17 protein-coding genes are annotated in these 21,598 nt (G+C 58.0%); all 17 read left to right on the top strand.

All coding sequences use genetic code 11. The features are described 5' to 3' along the window. The first annotated feature begins 107 nt into the window (after positions 1-107). The 17 genes from LWH94_RS10660 to pheS all read left to right on the top strand — a co-directional run bounded on the left by LWH94_RS10660 (position 108) and on the right by pheS (position 21,539). Complete coding sequence (locus tag LWH94_RS10660; protein WP_058341168.1) at positions 108-1,358, top strand: hypothetical protein; 1,251 nt, start codon at positions 108-110, stop codon at positions 1,356-1,358. A gap of 83 nt (positions 1,359-1,441) precedes the next feature. Beyond that, on the top strand, positions 1,442-2,326 hold the full coding sequence (locus LWH94_RS10655; protein WP_022989386.1) for an NAD(+) kinase: 885 nt from the start codon (positions 1,442-1,444) through the stop codon (positions 2,324-2,326). Positions 2,327-2,328: 2 nt separating this feature from the next. Continuing rightward, on the top strand, positions 2,329-3,318 hold the full coding sequence (locus LWH94_RS10650; protein ID WP_232902199.1) for a metallophosphoesterase: 990 nt from the start codon (positions 2,329-2,331) through the stop codon (positions 3,316-3,318). After that, complete coding sequence (locus LWH94_RS10645) at positions 3,315-4,010, top strand: rhomboid family intramembrane serine protease (RefSeq protein ID WP_232902225.1); 696 nt, start codon at positions 3,315-3,317, stop codon at positions 4,008-4,010. The genes LWH94_RS10650 and LWH94_RS10645 overlap by 4 nt, the downstream gene beginning before the upstream one ends. A 176-nt stretch (positions 4,011-4,186) precedes the next feature. Next, positions 4,187-4,486 carry a YeaC family protein gene (locus LWH94_RS10640; protein WP_022989383.1) on the top strand — a complete coding sequence of 100 codons (300 nt, stop codon included), beginning with the start codon at positions 4,187-4,189 and terminating at the stop codon, positions 4,484-4,486. Continuing rightward, entirely contained in the window at positions 4,483-5,319 is an 837-nt protein-coding gene (locus tag LWH94_RS10635) for a DUF2797 domain-containing protein (protein WP_232902198.1), read from the top strand. Before LWH94_RS10640 ends, LWH94_RS10635 begins: the two co-directional genes overlap by 4 nt. Before the next feature lie 31 nt (positions 5,320-5,350). Next, positions 5,351-7,993 carry an aminopeptidase N gene (gene pepN / locus LWH94_RS10630; RefSeq protein WP_232902197.1) on the top strand — a complete coding sequence of 881 codons (2,643 nt, stop codon included), beginning with the start codon at positions 5,351-5,353 and terminating at the stop codon, positions 7,991-7,993. A 210-nt stretch (positions 7,994-8,203) separates the two neighbouring features. Beyond that, positions 8,204-9,592 (top strand): DUF1329 domain-containing protein, encoded by a 1,389-nt coding sequence (locus LWH94_RS10625; protein WP_058341172.1) that lies wholly within the window; start codon positions 8,204-8,206, stop codon positions 9,590-9,592. A gap of 65 nt (positions 9,593-9,657) precedes the next feature. Next, on the top strand, positions 9,658-10,803 hold the full coding sequence (locus LWH94_RS10620; protein ID WP_232902196.1) for a WD40/YVTN/BNR-like repeat-containing protein: 1,146 nt from the start codon (positions 9,658-9,660) through the stop codon (positions 10,801-10,803). A 50-nt stretch (positions 10,804-10,853) separates the two neighbouring features. Beyond that, positions 10,854-13,244 (top strand): efflux RND transporter permease subunit, encoded by a 2,391-nt coding sequence (locus LWH94_RS10615; protein WP_232902195.1) that lies wholly within the window; start codon positions 10,854-10,856, stop codon positions 13,242-13,244. A gap of 183 nt (positions 13,245-13,427) precedes the next feature. Continuing rightward, on the top strand, positions 13,428-14,411 hold the full coding sequence (locus LWH94_RS10610; RefSeq protein WP_232902194.1) for a TAXI family TRAP transporter solute-binding subunit: 984 nt from the start codon (positions 13,428-13,430) through the stop codon (positions 14,409-14,411). Positions 14,412-14,492: 81 nt separating this feature from the next. Then, positions 14,493-17,093: a TRAP transporter permease gene (locus LWH94_RS10605; RefSeq protein ID WP_232902193.1), complete on the top strand. Its 2,601-nt coding sequence runs from the start codon at positions 14,493-14,495 to the stop codon at positions 17,091-17,093. Positions 17,094-17,243: 150 nt separating this feature from the next. Beyond that, positions 17,244-19,169, top strand: coding sequence for a threonine--tRNA ligase (thrS, locus tag LWH94_RS10600; protein ID WP_058341177.1), 1,926 nt, complete (start codon positions 17,244-17,246; stop codon positions 19,167-19,169). After that, entirely contained in the window at positions 19,166-19,711 is a 546-nt protein-coding gene (gene infC / locus LWH94_RS10595) for a translation initiation factor IF-3 (protein WP_081697581.1), read from the top strand. The genes thrS and infC overlap by 4 nt, the downstream gene beginning before the upstream one ends. A 95-nt stretch (positions 19,712-19,806) precedes the next feature. Next, positions 19,807-19,998 carry a 50S ribosomal protein L35 gene (gene rpmI / locus LWH94_RS10590; RefSeq protein WP_007151842.1) on the top strand — a complete coding sequence of 64 codons (192 nt, stop codon included), beginning with the start codon at positions 19,807-19,809 and terminating at the stop codon, positions 19,996-19,998. Between the two features lie 50 nt (positions 19,999-20,048). Next, positions 20,049-20,402: a 50S ribosomal protein L20 gene (gene rplT, locus LWH94_RS10585; protein WP_022989373.1), complete on the top strand. Its 354-nt coding sequence runs from the start codon at positions 20,049-20,051 to the stop codon at positions 20,400-20,402. 138 nt (positions 20,403-20,540) lie between these two features. Further along, positions 20,541-21,539 carry a phenylalanine--tRNA ligase subunit alpha gene (gene pheS / locus LWH94_RS10580; RefSeq protein WP_022989372.1) on the top strand — a complete coding sequence of 333 codons (999 nt, stop codon included), beginning with the start codon at positions 20,541-20,543 and terminating at the stop codon, positions 21,537-21,539. Positions 21,540-21,598: the final 59 nt, after the last annotated feature.

Below are 21,598 nucleotides of genomic sequence, written 5' to 3'. Positions count from 1 at the left end.
TGTTTTGGGGCCGGTCTGGCTAGACTATGGAAATCCGGCAAGGGGGTACGGAACCCTCAGGCCGGCCCTGTCGTTCGAATAACAAGTTACAAGCATGGAGAAGGTTGATGGTCAGTGCCGCCCAGGCAGCCGAGGGTAACTCAGCTGTCTTCTTGATGGATGGTAGCCAGGTATCCCGGCAGATGCGTTGGTCGGAGTTTGGTGCCTTTCTGGATGGCTATGTTGGGCTTTCGGACCTTGCCGAAACCGATGTGCGCGCCGTGCTGGTCAATCTCAACCCTGACCTGACAGTGGCCTCCCTGGTGTTCTTCCGGATCTGGTTTGACGAAGAAGGCCGCGCAGACAGCAGTTGGAACGTGCCCATCGAAGCGCTGGCGGAAAAGGGTGCCAAGGGCCCCGACCTGGGCGGTGGCGCTATCCGCCTGGTGTGTCGCAGCCAGTGTCCGGACCCTGCTTTTGCCGAGGAACTCTGGGACCCGGATATGACCCCGGGCAGCAACCATTTCCACTCGATTCGCAAGGCTGTTGAAGCCAATACCCTGCATTTCCGCCAGGCCGAGCCGGCAGAAGAGAATATCCCTGTTCTGGTGAATTCGTCGTCTGCAGCCACCGACGAGCGTGTCGATATCGAACGTGCCCGCCTGGCCCAGGTGCTTCGGGAGCAACGGCTGCGCATCAAAACCCTGCAGAGCGTGCACCGGGATGCGGTGTCTGACCTGCAGCGTGACCATCGCCTGGAGATGCAGGCTTTGCGTTCAGAGATGACCGAGCTGGACCAGAAGTACGAACGGCTTCGGGTCAGTAAGGAGCAGCTCAAGAATCGCCTTCAGGAACGTAATGAGCAATACCTCGCGCTACAGGAGCAGCTGGGTAAAGAGGCCCCGGCCGATCCGGAAGCAGGGCCCGATGTTGAGGGCGGCAAATCGGATGCCGAAACGGTCCTGCTGAGGGAGCAGCTGGAGCGCAAGGAGCGGGAGCTGGAGCTGCGGGAGGAAAGGCTGGTTGCCCTCGAACAGGAAAACCAGGAACTCAGAAATCGCGAAGTTCCGGAAGATTCGCTGCTGGAACAGTTGCGAAACCAGGTGGTGTTCCTGGTGGCTTATCACCCGGGTGTCGGCCACATCACACTGCCGTATGATGATATCGAAACCTACTTTGCCAATCCCCAGGCCTACGCCGCTGACCAGTGCGGCATGAACGAGGCCGCCTACCGGGAGTGGCTGGCCCACTATGAAAACCCGGTGTGCAACCATGCCGATACCGACGGCAATGCGTGCGGTGAACCGATCATGAGAGTGTCCCAGCCGGCGGATTTCGAGGCCGGCAAAGACGACCGCTGCGAACAGCATAAAGCCTGATCCCGCGAAGTTTTTTCAGTATCCGCCCGAGTTTCGTTAAACTGTGGGTCTGTTCGTCTCATTCAGACACCACGGGATACTTCATGGACCAGTTCAGGAATATCGGGATTATCGGGCGCATGGGCAGCGTCAAGGTAGTTGAGTCGCTGCGCCAGCTGAAACAGTACCTGACCGCAAACAACTACCACGTCATTATCGAAGAAGACACCGCGACCATGATTCCGGGCCACGGCCTGCAGGTGGCCAGCAAGAAGCTCCTGGGTGAAATCTGCGACCTGGTAATCGTGGTCGGTGGTGACGGCAGTTTGCTGGGTGCCGCCCGGGAAATGGCCAAGGCCAAGATTCCGTTGCTGGGCGTTAACCGGGGTCGCCTCGGATTTCTGACCGATATCTCCCCCAACGACCTTGAAGAGCGGCTGGCCCAGGTGCTGGCTGGAGACTACATCGAAGAGTCCCGGTTTCTTCTGGACGGCCACGTAGAGCGCAACGGCCAGCCTCTTGGCTATGGCTCTGCCCTGAACGACGTGGTGCTGCACCCGGGCAAGTCTACCCGGATGATCGGCTTCGACCTGTTTATCGACGGCCACTTTGTTTACAGCCAGCGCTCTGACGGCCTGATTGTAGCCACGCCCACCGGTTCGACGGCTTATTCACTGTCTGCCGGCGGTCCGATTATGCATCCCAAGCTGGATGCCGTGGTGCTGGTGCCCATGTTCCCCCATACCCTCAGCAGTCGCCCGATCGTGGTGGATGGCAAGAGCGAGATCAAACTGGTGATCGGCGAGACCAACGAAACCTATCCGCAGATCAGTTTCGATGGCCAGATGAACATTTCCTGTGCGCCGGGTGACATCATTCGCATCACCAAGAAGCCCTTCAAGGTTCGGCTGATTCACCCCACCGACCACAACTTCTACGCCACCTGCCGTGACAAGCTGGGCTGGGCAAGCACGATTACAGCGAGTTGAGTATGGCGGGTTACGACATTATCGGCGACATCCACGGTTGCGCTAATACGCTGCAGCGGCTGCTGGATCAGATGGGCTACCGCAAGGTGAACGGGGTTTACCGGCACCCGAAGCGGCAGGCAATTTTTATTGGTGACATTATCGACCGCGGCCCGCGCATCCGCGAGGCCCTGCACCTGGTGCGGGATATGGTGGAGCATGGCGCTGCCCGTATTGTCATGGGCAACCATGAGTACAATGCGCTGGGTTACTGCACCCGGGCCCGCCCGGGCAGTGGCAAGCAGTTCCTTCGGGAGCACAACCCGCGGCACGACCGGCTGATCAAGGAAACCCTTGAGCAGTTTGATGCGTATCCTCATGAGTGGAATGAATTCCTGGAATGGTTCTATACCATTCCGCTGTTCATCGACGATGAGGATTTCCGGGTGGTGCATGCGTGCTGGGACCAGGACCTGATCGACAAGTTCAGGCAAAGCCAGGGCGGAGCCTGCATTGATGAAGACTTCCTGCATGCCTCTGCAGCCATCGAGTCCTTCGCCGGGCAGGTGATGGATACCTTGCTGCGGGGAACCGACCTGCGCTTGCCGGAAGGCATGTCGATTACCGGCAAGGACGGCTATGTGCGGGAATTCTTCCGCACCAAGTTCTGGGCCGATGATCCGAAAACCTACGCCGACGTGGTGTTCCAGCCAGACCCGCTGCCCCCGGAAGTGGCCCGTATGGAGCTGACGGATGCCGAGTACCGGCAGCTGATCACCTATCCGCTGGATGCGCCCCCGGTGTTTGTGGGCCATTACTGGATGGATGGCAAGCCGGCGCCGCTGAAGACCAATGTGGCCTGTATCGATTACAGTGCGGTGAAGTACGGCAAGCTGGTGGCGTACCGGATGGACGGCGAAGACGTGCTGTCGAAAGACAAGTTTGTCTGGGTGGATGTAGACCGGCCGGAACAGCCGGATTATCCCACCAGTGAAGACAGTGTGGCACGCTGAGACGGGGAGAGCAGGTGGATAACGAAAGGTCTTACCCGATTACCCCGGACGGCCGCTGGCAGCCCGCGCCCCGCCACGCCCCGTTTGTGATCGCAACCATAGTGATCGCGGTGGTGATGGTGTGGTTTACCGGCATGGGCCAGAACGCCCTGGCGGCAAACCTGATGTTTGTGGATCCCCGGCCATTCAGCTGGGAGGTGTTCAGCTCGCTGGCTGGCCGCCTGGAGGCGCTGTCTGCGTCCCTGGCCAGTGGCCAGTTGTGGCGGCTGATTACGCCGGATTTCCTGCATTTCAGCTGGACCCACATCATCTTCAACTCGGTGATGTTGTGGTTTCTGGGCAGCCAGATTGAGTGGATAGACGGCCGTGCCCGGCTGGCGGTGCTGTTTGTGGTGGCAAGCCTGCTGTCCAACGGCCTGCAGTACCTGGTGTCTGGCCCGCTGTTTGGCGGCTTGTCCGGTGTGGTGTACGGCATTCTGGGTTACTGCTGGATGAGCCAGCGCAGGCGCCCGCGTTTCCAGTTCCCGCCGGCACTGGTGACCTTTGCGCTGGTGTGGATGGTGATCGGCTTTACGCCGTTGCCGGAAATGCTTGGTCTTGGCCGCATGGCCAACGAAGCCCATCTGGGCGGTTTTGTGGCAGGGTTGCTGGTGGCCGCGTTGTCGCCCTTGCGGGGCAAGCGCTGGCGATAAACCAAAAAAAAGCCCCACCGGAAGGTGGGGCATAAAAAGAGCGTTTTAGCTCCTGATGAGAGAGACCAAATGATACGACCGTCTGTCATTTGGTGAATTAATGATAATTGTTATCATTTGCGTCTGTCAAACGGATTTGCCGATTTTTCAATGAACAAATTTTCAGGAGGTGGGCAATGACCTACGAAGAGTTGATCGAGCGGCTGGATCCGAACGTGTACCGCAATCTGAAACAGGCGATTGAGCTGGGCAAGTGGCCGGACGGCCGTGCCATGACCCGTGAGCAGCGGGAAATCAGCCTGGAAGCGGTGATCTATTACGAAGAAAAGCACAAGGTGCCGGAAGAACAGCGTGTCGGCTACCTCGACCGGGGTGAGAAGGCGGGTACCGCCTGTGACCCGTCTGTGCAGTTCCGCAAGGATCGCCAGGGCAACGATGATGTCGATCCGGATCAGTTTGTAGAGGTCAAGGTTTGAGCGACTCCATTGATGTAACCGGCCGTCTTCGCAAGATGCCGGCGGAAGCCGGCGACCCGGTAGCCTATGCCCTGGCGGTGGGTGATGCCCGCATTGCCCTGAACGACCTGATGGGGCGAAAGGTAAGGATCGATTTCGAGGGTGTGATTCGCTGCATCCATTGTGATCGCACCACCAAGAAGAGTTTCAACCAGGGCTTTTGTTACCCCTGCTTCCGCAAGCTGGCGGCTTGCGACAGCTGCATCATGAGCCCGGAAAAATGCCATTTTCACCTGGGCACCTGCCGGGAGCCGGAATGGGGCGAAGCCAATTGCATGGTGGAGCATGTGGTGTACCTGGCCAATTCCAGTGGCCTGAAAGTGGGTATTACCCGGGGCTCGCAAGTGCCTACGCGCTGGATTGACCAGGGCGCGGTGACGGCGATCCCCATGCTGCGGGTTTCCAGCCGGTACCTTTCCGGGCTGGTAGAAGTGGCGTGCAAGAGCCATGTGGCCGATCGCACCAACTGGCGGGCCATGCTCAAGGGCGATGTGCCGGAGCTGGACCTGGCTCAGGAGCGCCAGAGAATCCTGGAGCTGATCGAAGACGACCTGGCGCAATTGCGTGCAGAGCACGGCGAAGACAGCATCCGGATTGTGGACGAGGCCTCACTTGGGCTGGGTTATCCGGTTCAGGTATGGCCGGCGAAAGTGAAAACCCATAATCTGGATAAAACGCCGGAAGTGGAAGGGCTGCTTGAAGGTATCAAAGGGCAGTACCTGATGCTGGACACCGGGGTGATCAATATCCGCAAATTTACCGGCTATGAAGTCCGGTTCCGGGTTCTCGACTGAGCCCGCCATGTCTTTTGTCTGGAGAGTATGAATGCGAACCAACCAGCCACAAACCATTTACCTGAGTGAATACAAGGTTCCTGCGTATCTGGTTGACCACGTGGATCTGCGTTTCGAATTGTTTGAAGACGGCGCCCGGGTGCACAGTACCCTGTCTGTGCGCCGGAATCCTGAGTCGGCAGACTCCGGTGCCCCCCTGTTCCTGCACGGCGACAGCCTGAAGCTGGAGTCGGTGGCGCTGAATGGCTCAGCGCTGGCTGCCGGTGATTTCGAAGACCGTGGCGATGCGCTGATCGTGCCTTCGGTACCGGCGCAATTCGAATTGCAGGTGGTCACCTGGATCGAGCCGCAGAACAATACCCGGCTGGAAGGTTTGTACAAGTCCTCCGGAATGTTCTGTACCCAGTGCGAGGCCGAGGGCTTCCGGTGCATTACCTTCTACCCGGATCGCCCGGATGTGATGGCCCGGTTCCGCACCCGGATTGAAGCCGATAAAGGCGCCTACCCGGTACTGTTGTCTAACGGCAACCCGGTAGAGCAGGGCGAGCTCGAAAACGGCCGCCACTTTGTCACCTGGGAAGACCCGTTCCCCAAGCCGGCTTATCTGTTCGCGCTGGTCGCCGGAGACCTGGTAGAGAAAAAAGACACCTTCACCACTTGTTCCGGCCGTAACATTGACCTGCGCATGTACGTGGAGCCCCGCAACGCGCAGAAGTGCGATTTCGCCATGGACGCCCTCAAGCGCTCCATGCGCTGGGATGAAGACGTCTACGGCCGCGAATACGACCTGGATATCTTCATGATCGTGGCGGTGGATGACTTCAATATGGGGGCCATGGAAAACAAGGGGCTGAATATTTTCAATTCGTCCTGCGTGCTGGCCAGCCAGGACACGGCGACCGACGCCACCTTTCAGCGCATCGAAGCCATTGTCGCCCACGAGTATTTCCACAACTGGTCCGGCAACCGGGTTACCTGCAGGGACTGGTTCCAGCTGAGCCTGAAAGAGGGCTTTACGGTATTCCGGGATTCTCAGTTCTCGGCCGATATGGGTTCGCCCACGGTCAAGCGCATTGAAGACGTTACCCTGTTGCGCACCGCACAGTTCGCGGAAGATGCCGGCCCCATGGCCCATCCGGTGCGGCCCGCGTCTTACATGGAGATCTCCAACTTCTACACCCTGACCATCTACGAGAAAGGGGCGGAAGTGGTACGGATGATTCACAACCTGCTTGGCGACGAACTGTTCCGCAAGGGCAGTGATCTGTACTTCGAGCGCCACGATGGCCAGGCGGTGACCACGGATGATTTCGTCAAGGCCATGGAAGATGCCTCCGGCCGCGACCTGAGCCAGTTCCGGTTGTGGTACGAGCAGGCGGGCACGCCGGTGGTTAGCGTGGAAGACGACTACGATGCAGACAAGGGCGTGTATGGCCTGACCATCCGCCAGAACATTCCCGACACGCCGGGGCAGACCGGCAAGAAGCCTCAGCACATTCCGTTCGCCATGGGCCTGCTCGACAGCAAAGGCCAGCCGTTGCCGCTGAATATCAGCGCTGGCGAACAGGACGGCCCGCTGGAGCGGGTGCTGGAGCTGACTGAGGCCGAGCACCGTTTCGAATTCCATGGCCTGGCTGAACGGCCGGTGCCGTCCCTGCTGCGGGATTTCTCGGCGCCGGTGCGGGTGCAGTATCCGTGGAGCCGGGAACAGCTGTTGTTCCTGATGAGCCACGATCCGGACGGCTTCAATCGTTGGGATGCGGGCCAGCGCCTGGCCGTGGATGTTATCCAGTCTCTGGTGGGTACGCCGGAGCAGGCCGAGGTTGAGCCGCGGCTGGCGGATGCCTACCGTAAATTGCTGAACGATGCCTCTCTGGACCAGGCGCTGGTGGCCAAGATGCTGTTGCTGCCGTCGGAAGCCTACCTGGTAGAACTGGCGGAGCAGGCCGATGTGCCGGCTATCCACGCGGCCCGGGAGCGGGTGTTGAAGCACCTGGCACAAGAGCTGAAAGATGACCTGCTGGCCTGTTACCAGCGCAACCGGGACCAGGGCGATTACCAGCTGGGCCCGGATGCCATTGCCCGTCGCAGCCTGTGTAATACGGCACTGGGCTGGTTGATGAGTATTGACGATGAGCGGGCCCGGGAGCTGGCGTTAGAGCAGTCCCGCAGTGCAGACAACATGACGGATCGCCTGGGTGCCCTGCGGGCGCTGGTCAATTCCGGCTTTGCAGCAGATCGTGAGCAGGCCCTCGAGAGCTTCTACCAGCGCTTCAGCGATGATCCGCAGGTGGTGGAGCTCTGGTTCTCGGTACAGGCGTCCAGCGGCCAGGCCGGCCAGCTGCCACACATCCTGCAGCTGCTGGAGCATCCGGCCTTTGACTGGAAAAACCCGAACAAGGTGCGCTCCGTAGTGGGTGTATTTGCCGGCCAGAACCTGGCGGCGTTCCATAATCCTGATGGCAGTGGCTATCAATTCCTGGCCGGGCAGGTTTGCCGCCTGGATGACAGCAACCCGCAGATTGCCTCCCGCCTGGTAACGCCGTTAACGCGCTGGCGGAAGTTCGCACCTGCCTACTCCAGCCAGATGAAAGCGGCACTGGAAGGCATCCGGGACAAAGATAACCTGTCCCGTGACCTGTACGAAGTTGTGCATAAGAGCCTGGCAGGCTGACCTGCTGGCGGGGCCCGAGCCAGGCGCACGGGCCCGCGCTGGCTGTGTATCGTTTTGTGTTTTTTCAACCGTCGTCACAGCCTGATACAAAATCGCACTTTCGGTCGATAGACAATGTTGCTCAATCGGCTAATCTGTTGGAAAGTCTGCGATTGCATCAGACCATAACAATAAAGCCCGACAGAGGCTTCCAGACGGAAAGGTTGCACAATGAGATACAACAAAAACGTTCTTTTGGGTGGGCTGCTGGCAGCTTCCTTCGCCGCATCCCCCGTTTACGCGGCTGTGTCTGCTTCAGAAGCAGCGCGGCTGGGTAATGACCTGACCCCTTTCGGTTCGGTCAAGGCCGGAAACGCCGATGGCACCATCCCCGCGTGGGACGGCGGCCTGACAGAACCCCCGGCCGGCTATCAGGGCAGTGGCCAACACCATATCAACCCGTTTCCGAATGACCAGGTGCTGTTCACCATCAATGCGTCCAACATGGACCAGTACAGCGAGCACCTGACCGATGGCCAGAAGGCCATGTTTGAAACCTACCCGACGACCTTCCAGATTCCGGTTTACCAGTCCCGCCGTACCCATGCGGTTCCTGACTGGGTTGCCGAGAACACCCGCAAGAACGCAGTGAATGCGGAAGTGGTTGGTGAGGCTGAAGGCCTTGATGGCGCCTTCGGGGGCTATCCTTTTCCGATCCTTCATGGCAATAACGAAGAAAAAGCCTGGCAGGTGATCTGGAACCACCTGACCCGCTGGCGCGGTATATCCCTTACCCGTCGTTCCAGTGAAGTGGCCGTGCAGCCCAACGGGGATTACGGCCTGGTGACGTCCCAGCAGGAAGCCTTTTTCAACTTCTACAGCCCTGAAGGCAGTGAAAAAGATCTCGATAACATCATTTTCTACTACCTGTCTTTCACCCAGTCTCCGCCCCGCCTTGCCGGTGGTGCGATCCTGGTTCATGAAACCCTGAACCAGATCGTCAGCCCCCGTAATGGCTGGGGTTATAACGCCGGGCAGCGCCGTGTGCGCCGGGCACCCAACCTGGGTTACGACTCCCCGATCGCGGCGGCCGATAACCTTCGGACGGCCGACGACACCGATATTTTCAACGGTGCCATGGATCGCTATAACTGGAATTACGAAGGGATGCGGGAAATCTACGTGCCCTACAACAACTACAAGATTGGCGAAAAGGGCACTCCGTATTCCGAGATTCTGGGTATTTCCCACCTGAATCCTGACCTTACCCGCTGGGAATTGCACCGGGTGCACGTGGTTGAAGCCACCCTCAAGGATGGTGAGCGCCACATCTACGCCAAGCGTCGTTTCTATGTCGATGCCGACAGCTGGAACACTCTGCTGCTCGACCAGTACGACGGCCGTGGTGAGCTCTGGCGCGTAACCATGGGTATCGCCAAGAACTATTACGACATGCCGGGTGTGTGGACAGCACTGGACGTGTACCACGACCTGCAGGCCCGTCGTTACCATGTTCTGGGCCTGGATACCGAAGAACCCAACACCCGTGTGTTCACTGACGACGTACCCAGCAAGCGTTACTTCTCGCCGGCTTCCCTGCGCAGACGAAGTGTACGCTGAGTTTTGGCGCGGGCTCAGGCCCGCGCCGGCAGCTTTCTGATCTAACCAACGTAAAGGCAATCTGAATGGCTAATAGGTTCATGTGCGAGACACTGGGTTCTGCCTGTCTTGGCCTGTCCATGGCATTGGCAGCACCTGCGGCGTTTGCGCTGACAGATATCATCGAGACCCCGGCTTTAATGTCGGACCTGGCTCCGGAATCCCTGCTCAACGACGCCACCCGTGCGGGTGACCGCATTGTTGCCGTTGGCGAGCGCGGGCATGTGATTTACTCCGATGATGAAGGGCAAACCTGGACCCAGGCCGAGGTGCCTGTATCGGTGACGCTGAACGCCGTGGATTTTGGCAGCGACAGCAGCGGCTGGGTTGTTGGCCACAGCGGTGTGGTGCTGCATTCCGGGGATGCCGGGGCTACCTGGCAGCTGCAGTTCGATGGCCTGCAGGCGGCCGAGCTGGTGATCGAAAGCCGGGAAGAGCAGATTGCTGCGATGGAGGAGCGTATCGAACAGGCTCCGGAAGCCGAAAAGGGCGACCTGGAATGGGCGCTGGATGACCTGTTCTTTGCCCTGGAGAACGTGCAGGCAGACATGGAAATCGGCCCGGTTAACCCGTTACTGGATGTGTGGTTTGAAAACGACCAGCACGGCTTCGTGGTGGGTGCCTACGGCATGGTCCTGCGCACGCAGGATGGCGGTGAAACCTGGGAAGACTGGGGCCCGCAGCTCAGCAACCCGCAGAACTTCCATTTGAACAGCGTGGCCCGGGTAACCGGTGGTGCGCTGGTGATCGTGGGCGAAGCCGGCCAGGTGCATGTATCCGTCGATAACGGTGATACCTGGGAGCGGCGCGAGAGCCCCTACGATGGCTCACTGTTTGGCGTGATGGGTACCGGCAAGGTGAATGAAGTGCTGGCCTTCGGTCTTCGCGGCAACACCATGCTATCGACGGATCTCGGCCGCAGCTGGACCATGGTTGCTAACGAAGGCGGCACCACCCTGAACAACGGTTCGGTTGCAGACGATGGCCGGGTCACCCTGGTGGGTAACAGCGGCGCGGTGCTGATGAGCAGCAACGGTGGTGAAAGTTTCCGCGCGCACTTCCGGAACGACCGGGAGGGTGTCATGGGTGTGGTTCCACTGAGCGGAACCAATCTTCTTCTGGTAGGCGAGGGCGGTGTGATGATCACCGATTCCCGCGGCCGGGACCTGTAATAGCGCCCTGGTGTGGCATCAACGGATTTAATGGATAGAGGGGTTTTTTAATGTCTGACCCGATGCATGACAGGGGTGAACATTACCTGACAACGCCCAAGGCGGAGCCGTTCCTTGAGCGTTTGATTTTTAATAACCGGGCGCTGATTCTTATCGCGTTCTTTGTGCTGACGCTGTTCCTCGGCTACAACGCCGTGAAGATCCAGCCAGACGCCAGCTTCGAGCGGATGATTCCGCTCGAGCATCCGTACATTGTGAATATGCTCGAACACCGGGACGACCTGGAAAACCTGGGTAACTTCGTGCGTATTGCGGTTGCGGTGGAAGACGGCGACATTTTTACCGCCGAATACATGGAAACCCTGAAGCAGATTACCGACGAGATGTTCTACCTGAACGGTGTTGACCGTTCCGGCCTGAAGTCTCTCTGGACCTCCAACGTGCGTTGGGTGGAAGTGACCGAGCAGGGCTTCCAGGGTGGTACCGTGATTCCGGACACTTACGACGGCACTCGCGAGAGTCTTGAGCAGTTGCGCCAGAACGTACTGCGTTCGAACGAAGTAGGCCGCCTGATTTCAGACAACTTCCGTTCCACGATTGTGTACGCGCCGCTGTACGAGACCAACCCGGAAACCGGCGAGCCGCTGGATTACGCCGCGTTCTCCAAAGAGCTCGAAGAAAAGATTCGCAGCAAATACCAGGAGCAGAACCCGGAAATCAGCATCCACATCGTTGGCTTTGCCAAGAAAGTGGGCGACCTGATTGAAGGTATCGGTTCCATTGCCTGGTTTGCCGGCATCACCATCCTGCTGACCACGTTGCTGCTGTTCTGGTATTCCCGCTGCATCGCCGGCACGCTGATCCCGGTGCTGACCTCCATCATCGCTGTGTTCTGGCAGCTGGGTACTCTCCGGCTTCTGGGCTATGGACTGGACCCGTACTCGGTGCTGGTGCCGTTCCTGGTGTTTGCGATCGGTATCAGCCACGGCGTACAGATTGTTAACGCCATGGCTGTGGAAGCGGCCAAGGGCTTTGATGCTGTAACTGCAGCCCGCCTGGCATTCCGTGCCCTGTATATCCCGGGCATGCTGGCGCTGATTTCCGACGCCATGGGCTTCCTGACCCTGGTGTTCATCGAAATCGACGTTATCCGTGACCTCGCCGTTGCCGCCGGCCTGGGTGTGGCGTTTGTAATCATCACCAACCTGGTGCTGCATGTACTGATCATGTCTTACATCGGCATTTCCAAGGGCGGTGTGCGCCATGTGCAGAACCACGGCGACAAGCAGGACCGCAAATGGCGGGTTATGTCTTACTTCTCCCACCCGGGTGTGGCACCGATTTCCCTGCTGATTGCCGTGATCGGCTTGGGCCTTGGCTTGTACTACAAGCAAGACCTGAAAGTAGGTGACCTTGACCAGGGTGCGCCGGAGTTGCGTGCAGATTCCCGCTACAACAAGGACAACGCCTACATCATCAACAACTACTCCACCAGTGCCGATGTATTGGTGGTTATGGTGAAAACCCCGGAAGAGCAGTGCACCCAGTACAACGTGCTACGCGCCATGGACAGCCTTCAGTGGCAGCTGCAGAACACCCCGGGCGTGCAGAGTTCCGCATCCCTGGCAGATGTTTCCAAGCTGGTGACCAAGGCCCTGAACGAGGGTAACTGGAAGTGGTTCGAGATTTCCCGCAACCAGACCATCATCAATGCGTCTATCCGGGATGCGCCGGCCGGCCTGATCAACACCAGTTGCGACCTGACTCCGGTGCTGGTGTTCCTGGAAGATCACAAGGCGGAAACCCTGGAAACCGTGGTTGAGCGCGTTGAAGCCTTCGCCCAGACCAACAGCAACGAAGAGCACACCTTCCTGCTGGCGGCCGGTAACGCAGGTATTGAAGCGGCGACCAACGAAGTGATTTCCAGCGCCAAGGACATGATGCTGTTGCTGGTCTACGGTGTGGTGAGCTTGCTGTGCTTCCTGACCTTCCGTTCACTTCGTGCGGTGGCCTGTATCGTAATTCCGCTGGGCCTGACCTCCATTTTGTGTGAGGCGATCATGGCGGTGTCCGGTATCGGTATCAAGGTGGCGACCTTGCCGGTAATCGCGCTGGGCGTGGGTATCGGTGTCGACTACGGTATCTACATCTACGCCAAGCTCGAGAAGTTCCTGCTGGAAGGCAAGACGCTGCAGGAGGCTTACTACGAAACCCTTCGTTCGACCGGTAAGGCCGTTATCTTCACCGGCGTGACCCTGGGCCTTGGTGTAGTGACCTGGATCTTCTCGCCGATCAAGTTCCAGGCGGATATGGGCTTCCTGCTGTTCTTCATGTTCCTGTGGAACATGGTGGGAGCGATCTGGCTGTTGCCAGCACTGGCCCGCTTCCTGCTGAGACCGGACAAAATGCTGGCGAAAGCCCGCGCAGCCAAGTCTCAATGATTGGCTAAAGCCCCCGAAAGCCCGCGTAAGCGGGCTTTTTTCTTGAATACTCAGCTGGTTAGCGAACTAATCCTTTCTTTATTTATCGCCCGAAGTGTTCTATGTTTTAAAACGAACCGGATGTTTGTCCGTATTTCTGGGCGGGCAATTGATTACAACGACCAAGAAAAAGGAAGAGCACACATGACACTGAAACTCAAAGCGTCCGCTTTTGCCATGGCTGCAGCTGTTTCTCTGGGAGCTGCATCGACTGCAGTTTCTGCCCAGGAGCAGCGCTTCGTAACCATCGGCACTGGCGGTGTAACCGGCGTTTATTACCCGGCGGGTGGCGCGATCTGTCGTCTCGTGAACATGGATCGTAAGGAACACGGTATCCGTTGCTCGGTAGAGAGCACCGGTGGTTCTGTCTATAACCTGAATGCCATTCGTGCCGGCGAACTGGACCTGGCGGTTGCCCAGTCTGACTGGCAGTACCATGCCTACAACGGCACCAGCGAGTTCACTGACGCGGGCAAGAATGAAAAGCTGCGCGCGGTATTCTCCATGCACCCGGAGCCGTTCACCGTTGTTGCCAGCAAAGGCTCCGGCATCAAGAGCTTCGAAGACCTGGAAGGCAAGCGGGTTTCTGTGGGTAACCCGGGTTCCGGCCAGCGCGCGACCGCAGAAGTTCTGATGAAGGAAATGGGCTGGGAGATGGACAAGTTCTCCCTGGCGGCCGAAATCAAGGCGGCAGAGCAGTCCCAGGCCCTGTGTGATGGCAACATCGATGCTTTCTTCTATACCGTTGGCCACCCCTCCGGTGCCATCAAGGAAGCCACCACTTCCTGTGACAGCGTACTGGTGAACGTGGATAACGCAGCCACCAAGAAGCTGATCGACGATAACCCGTACTACCGTAAAGCGGTTATCCCCGGCGGCATGTACCGTGGTTCCGACGATGACGTAACCACTTTCGGTGTGGCAGCTACCTTTGTGTCTTCCACCGATGTGCCGGACGACGTGGTATACGAAGTGGTCAAGGCGGTATTCGAGAACTTCGACAGCTTCAAGCGCCTGCACCCGGCGTTTGGCAACCTGAAGAAGGAAGAAATGGTCTCTGATGCCCTGAGTGCACCGCTGCACCCGGGTGCGGCCAAGTACTACCGTGAAGCTGGTCTGATCGACTGATCAGCCGGGTAGAGAGCAGAGCGGGCGCCAAGCCCGCTCTGTTGATTCAGTCAGACTGTTTTTTATTTGCAGGAACGTTCTATGGCAACGAATGACCCGGGCACCGGGGCAGGTGCGGATGCCGCAAAGGTAAGCGAGGTGCTGCAGACCGAAACCGGTGGCCGTGCCCTGCAAGGCCCAGCAGCGGTACTCCTCTTCATCATTCCGGTATGCTGGTCTTTGTTCCAGCTCTGGATCGCATCACCCCTGCCGTTCATTCTGAACTTCGGTATTTTCAACTCGACAGAAGCCCGCTCCATTCACCTGGCGTTTGCGGTATTTCTGGCGTTTTCGGCATTCCCCATGATCAAGGGGGTTCATGCCAACAAGGTGCCCATCTATGACTGGGTGCTGGCCCTGGCCGCGGCCTTTGCGGCGTCTTATCTCTACGTTTTTTACGATCAGCTGGCGACGCGACCGGGTGCCCCTATCACCGCGGATCTTTGGGTGGCGCTGTTTGGTCTTGTGCTGTTGCTTGAGGCAACCCGGCGGGCGCTTGGCCTGCCGTTGACGATTGTTGCAGCGGTGTTTATAGGCTATTCCCTTGCCGGCCCCTATATGCCGGATGTCATCTCCCACAAAGGGGTCAGCCTGAATAAACTGGCTTCACACCAGTGGCTGGGCACAGAGGGCGTGTTCGGTGTTGCTCTCGGGGTTTCCACCAGCTTCGTGTTCCTGTTCGTGCTCTTCGGTGCTCTGCTCGAGCGGGCGGGCGCCGGCAACTATTTCATCAAGGTGGCCTACGCCATGCTCGGCCATATGAAGGGCGGCCCGGCCAAGGCGGCGGTGGTGTCCAGTGGCCTGAGCGGTGTGATTTCCGGGTCTTCCATTGCCAACGTGGTGACCACCGGTACCTTTACCATTCCGCTGATGAAGCGGGTGGGTTTCCCGGCTACCAAGGCCGGTGCGGTTGAGGTGGCTGCGTCCACCAATGGTCAGCTGACCCCGCCGATCATGGGTGCTGCGGCGTTCCTGATGGTGGAATATGTCGGCATTTCCTACCTGGAAGTGATCAAGCATGCGATTCTGCCGGCGCTGATTTCCTACGTGGCATTGATCTACATCGTGCATCTGGAAGCCTGCAAGCTGAAGATGCACGGCATTGAGCGGCCGAACCGGCCATCCCTGGCTCAGCGCATGCTGAACTGGGTGGTGGTACTGATCGGGCTGATTGTGCTGACCTTTGCCGTCTATTACGGCGTTGGCTGGACCAAGGGTGTGCTTGGAGAAGCGGCACCCTGGGTGCTTGGCCCCATCCTGGTTGCCATCTACGTGGCGTTGATTGGCTATGCCACCCGCTTCCCGGAACTGGAGGAAGATGATCCCGACAAGGCCATGGATGAACTTCCGGAAGTCGGCCCTACGGTGAAAACCGGGTTGTATTACCTGCTTCCGGTGGTGGTGCTGGTCTGGTGCCTGACGGTTGAGCGTTTCTCGCCCCAGCTGTCGGCGTTCTGGGCCACCCTGTTTATGGTGTTTATCGTCATCACCCAGCGCCCGTTGAAGGCGTTTTTCCGCAAGCATGGCGGTTTCATGGATGAGTTCACCGGTGGTATCGGTGATCTGTTCCACTCCCTTGCCACCGGAGCCCGGAATATGGTGGGTATCGGTGTGGCAACGGCCACTGCGGGCATCGTAGTGGGTACGGTTACCCTGACGGGTATCGGGCTGGTGATGACCCAGTTCGTGGAATTCCTGTCTGGCGGTAACTTGTTGCTGATGCTGATGTTTACCGCGGTGATCAGCCTGATCCTGGGTATGGGCCTGCCCACTACGGCCAACTACATTGTGGTGTCCACCCTGATGGCGCCGGTGATTGTGACTCTGGGGGCCCAGAACGGCCTGCTGGTGCCGTTGATTGCGGTGCACCTGTTTGTGTTCTACTTCGGCATACTGGCGGACGACACGCCGCCCGTGGGGCTGGCCGCCTACGCGGCGGCCGCCATATCCGGGGCAGATCCCATACGAACGGGTATTCAGGGCTTCACCTACGATATCCGGACCGCGATCCTGCCGTTCATGTTCATCTTCAACACCCAGTTGTTGCTGATCGGGCTGACCGGCTGGGTGGATCTGTTGATTACAGTCTTCAGTGCGGTGACCGCCATGCTGGTATTTTCTGCGGCTACCCAAGGCTACTGGTTTACCCGCAGCTACAAGTGGGAAACCGTTTTGCTGCTGCTGATTACCTTCACCATGTTCCGGCCCGGCTTCTGGTGGGATATGGTTTATCCGCCATACGAGGAACGCCAGGGCGAAGCCATCATGGAGTACGTCGAGCAGGCTGAGCCAGACGAGAAAGTGGTGTTCCGTGTTTCCGGTATGGCACTGGATGGCAGTGATACCACAACCTACACCCAACTGGAGATTCCTGCCGGCGATTCGGCAACTGAGCGGTTGTCTGCTGCAGGCCTGGAGGTGTCTGTCAGTGGCGACATGCTGGCAGTCGACTTCGTGAACTTTGGCAGTGCCGCGGAAGAAGCCGGTATCGATTTCGGCTGGAACATCGAAGCGGTGCAGGCCAAGCTCGAAAGGCCGCCGAAGGAAGTGATATTCATCCCGGCCCTGTTGCTGCTTGCGTTGGTGGCCTTTGGCCAGCTCAAGCGGAAGGCCAGGGAGGATGCTCAGCCCCAGGCTGCGTAACCTGAATCGGCGTTCGTACAAACCCGGCATTGTTGCCGGGTTTTTTTCTGTTAAACTCGCCTCCAAACCGACCCGCGGTTTGTATCGCGGCAGCCGGCCACCATGTGATCTTTGGTATAGATCACCGCTGAGAAACCACAGGAGAGCATCATGCCCGTTATTACTCTGCCCGATGGCAGCCACCGTAGTTTTGCCGAACCCGTAACCGTTCACGACGTTGCCGCCGATATTGGTGCAGGCCTGGCGAAAGCCGCCCTGGCCGGAAAGGTGAATGGCAAGCTGGTCGACACCAGTTTCCTGATCGAGAACGATACCGAGCTGGCCATCGTAACGGAACGTGATGAAGACGGCGTGGATGTTATCCGCCATTCCACCGCTCACCTGATGGCGATGGCCGTACAGGAGCTGTTCCCGGGCGCCCAGGTGACCATCGGCCCGGTAATCGAAAACGGCTTCTATTACGACTTCAAATACGAGCGCCCGTTCACCAACGAAGACCTGGCGCGTATCGAAAAGCGCATGGAAGAGCTGGCCAAGCAGGATCTGCCGGTATCCCGTTCTGTGATGTCCCGGGAAGACGCGGTCAAGCTGTTTGAGAAAATGGGCGAAGAATACAAGGTGCGCATCATCGAGGATATTCCCGGTGAAGAGGACCTGTCGTTCTACAGTCAGGGCGACTTTATTGACCTGTGCCGGGGCCCCCATGTGCCCAGCACCGGCAAACTGAAGGCCTTCAAGCTGACCAAGGTTGCCGGCGCATTCTGGCGTGGTGACCAGAATAACGAGCAGCTGCAGCGGATTTACGGTACCGCCTGGGGCAACAAGAAAGAGCTCAAGGCCTACCTGAACCGGCTGGAAGAAGCCGAGAAGCGGGACCACCGCAAGATCGGCAAGAAACTGGGCCTGTTCCACATGCAGGAAGAAGCTCCGGGTATGGTGTTCTGGCACCCGGATGGCTGGTCTCTGTACCAGGAGATCGAGCAGTACATGCGGGCCAAGCAGCACCAGCATGGCTACCAGGAAATCAAGACTCCGCAGGTGGTGTCCCGTACCCTGTGGGAGAAATCCGGGCATTGGGACAAGTTCAAGGACGGCATGTTTACCACCGAGTCCGAGAAACACGACTATGCCATCAAGCCCATGAACTGCCCCTGCCACGTGCAGGTGTTCAACCAGGGCCTGAAGAGCTACAAGGATTTGCCGCTGCGCCTGGCGGAATTCGGTTCCTGCCACCGGAATGAAGCTTCCGGTGCGCTGCACGGCCTGATGCGGGTGCGTGGATTTACCCAGGATGATGCGCATATCTTCTGCGAAGAAGACGCGATCCAGCAGGAAGTATCGGCATTTATCGAGATGCTGCACGAAGTCTATGCAGACTTCGGCTTTAACGAGATTCTGTACAAACTGTCTACCCGCCCGGAAAAGCGCGTAGGTTCCGATGAAGTCTGGGACAAGGCCGAGGCCGCCCTGGAAGAAGCCCTGAATCGCGAAGGCGTTGACTGGGAATTGTTGCCGGGTGAGGGTGCTTTCTACGGGCCCAAGATCGAGTTCTCCCTGAAAGATTGTCTCGGTCGGGTGTGGCAGTGTGGTACCATTCAGGTCGATTTCTCCATGCCGGGTCGCCTTGGCGCCCAGTATGTGGCCGATAATTCCGAGCGGAAAACGCCGGTTATGCTGCACCGGGCGGTGCTCGGGTCTTTTGAGCGGTTTATCGGTATACTGATCGAAGAATACGAAGGGGCTTTCCCCACCTGGCTGGCACCAACGCAGGTTGCGATCCTGAATATCACCGATAATCAGCGTGACTACTGTCAGAAACTGGCCGAAAAGTGGGATTCTTTGGGGTATCGGGTTAATGCTGACTTGAGAAACGAGAAGATCGGCTTTAAAATCCGCGAGCATACTCTTAACAAGGTTCCCTATCTTGTCGTTGCAGGCGACAAGGAAATCGAAAACAACGCCGTTGCCGTACGTACTCGCAAAGGTGAAGATCTGGGAACCTTATCGCTCGAAGCGTTTGAACAGCTGCTGGCTGACGACATTCAACGCAAGGGCAGAACCAAGACGGAGAACTGATTATTAAACAGCGAACGAATCGGGGTGGGCGCACTCCTAAAGCGCCTATCAATGAGAATATTGACGCAACTGAAGTCCGCCTGATCGATGCCGAAGGCAACCAGGTAGGTGTTGTAGCAATCGAGGAAGCCCTCCGGATGGCGGAGGAGGCAACCCTGGATTTGGTACAGGTTACGGATTCCGATCCGATCGTCTGTAAGATAATGGATTACGGCAAGAAGATCTTCGACGAGAAAAAGGCGAAGGCTGCTGCCAAGAAGAAACAGAAGCAGACGCAAGTCAAAGAGCTTAAGTTCCGTCCAGGAACTGAAGAAGGGGATTATCAGGTAAAACTACGCAACCTGGTACGTTTCCTTGAGAACGGGGACCGCGGCAAGATCACGATTCGGTTTCGCGGCCGTGAGATGGCACACCAGGAACTTGGTATGAAGCTCATGGGCCGGATTGAAGCCGATATCGAAGAGATTGCAACGGTTGAAATGCGGCCGAAAATGGAAGGCCGTCAGATGACCATGATCGTGGCTCCCCGCAAAAAGAAGTGAACCTGATCCTCTGACGGGTCCCCCGCATTGGCGGGGGATTTGTCGTTCAGGGACACAATTTGTTTTATTTAAAAATAGAATGCGGAGTTTTAAAAATGCCGAAGATGAAAACCAAGAGCGGAGCTACCAAGCGGTTCAAAAAGACCGCCACTGGCTTCAAGCACAAGCAGTCCTTCACCAGCCACATCCTGACCAAGAAGAGCCCGAAGCGTAAGCGTCAGCTGCGCGGCACCAAGCTCATCGCCAAGTCAGATGTTGCATCTATCAAGCGCATGACCGCGTGCTGATCCAGCCGCGCGAAACGTTCCTTAGAAAGTAAAGGTAGAAGGATTATAGTATGGCTCGTGTAAAGCGTGGCGTGGTAGCACGTCGTCGTCACAAGAAGATTCTCAAGCAGGCCAAGGGTTACTACGGCGCTCGTAGTCGTGTATTCCGCGTTGCCAAGCAGGCGGTTATCAAGGCTGGTCAGTATGCCTACCGTGACCGTCGCAACCGTAAGCGCGCATTCCGTGCACTGTGGATTGCCCGTATCAACGCTGGCGCCCGTGCAAACGGTCTGTCTTACAGCCGTCTGATCGCTGGCTTGAAGAAAGCGAATGTTGAAATCGATCGCAAGGTTCTGGCTGACCTGGCCATGAACGAGCAGCAGGCGTTTGCCGCTGTTGTTGAGAAGGCCAAAGCGTCCCTGTGATCGCTTAAGCTCTTTCATCGATGACTGATCGATCCGGGTGCTTCATGTCATCGTGAATGCACCCTCTGATAGGGGAAGGGCACGCTCTTCCCCTATTTTTGTTTTAACCTACCCCATTTCTGGTTTGGAGCAGGGTCAATGGAAAACCTGGAGCAATTGGTTCAGGACGGGTTGAGCGCCGTTGAAAAGGCAGACAACCTTCAGGCACTTGATCAAATTCGCGTGGAATACCTCGGCAAGAAGGGCGTGATCACCCAGCAGGCAAAGACCCTGGGCAAGCTCTCGGCAGAGGAGCGCCCTGCGGCCGGTCAGAAGATCAACGAAGCCAAGGGGCAGGTTGAACAGGCTATCAATGCCCGCCGTGCGGATCTCGAGAAGGCGGCCATCGAAGCCAGGCTGGCCAGCGAATCCATTGATGTTACCCTGCCAGGCCGTGGCCAGGACCTGGGTGGCCTGCACCCGGTAACCCGCACCCTGCAGCGTATTGAAGAGATTTTTGCCCGCGCCGGTTACAGCGTGGAGCAAGGGCCCGAGATCGAAGACGATTACCACAACTTCGAGGCCCTGAATATTCCCGGGCACCACCCGGCCCGCGCCATGCACGATACCTTCTACTTCAATCCCGGTACCCTGCTGCGCACCCATACCTCTCCGGTCCAGATCCGTACCATGGAAGCCGGCAAGCCGCCGTTCCGTATGATCTGTCCGGGCCGCGTTTACCGCTGCGATTCCGACATGACCCACACCCCCATGTTCCACCAGGTGGAGGGGTTGCTGGTTGAGAAGAACGTCAGCTTTGCGGATCTGAAAAGCACGGTGGAAGAATTCCTGCGGGTGTTCTTCGAGCGTGACCTGAAAGTACGTTTCCGTCCGTCTTATTTCCCGTTCACCGAGCCATCCGCCGAGGTGGATATCGAGTGGGGCCGGGAAGCAGACGGCAGCATCAAGTGGCTGGAAGTCATGGGCTGCGGCATGGTGCACCCGAAAGTGTTCGAGCATTGCGGCATTGATGCCGAAGAATATCGTGGCTTTGCCTTTGGCCTGGGCGTAGAGCGCCTGGCCATGCTGCGCTACGGCGTGAAAGACCTGCGCATGTTCTTCGAAAACGACCTGCGTTTCCTGCGCCAGTTCCGGTAAGCCCCAGGGCAGAACGGCGTACGCAGAGCTCAGAATCAACCGCACAAATCGCATCAGGA

It is taken from the genome of Marinobacter sp. G11, from assembly GCF_021282325.1.
Classification (GTDB): domain Bacteria; phylum Pseudomonadota; class Gammaproteobacteria; order Pseudomonadales; family Oleiphilaceae; genus Marinobacter; species Marinobacter vinifirmus.
This window is presented reverse-complemented; position numbering and strand designations above follow the sequence as displayed.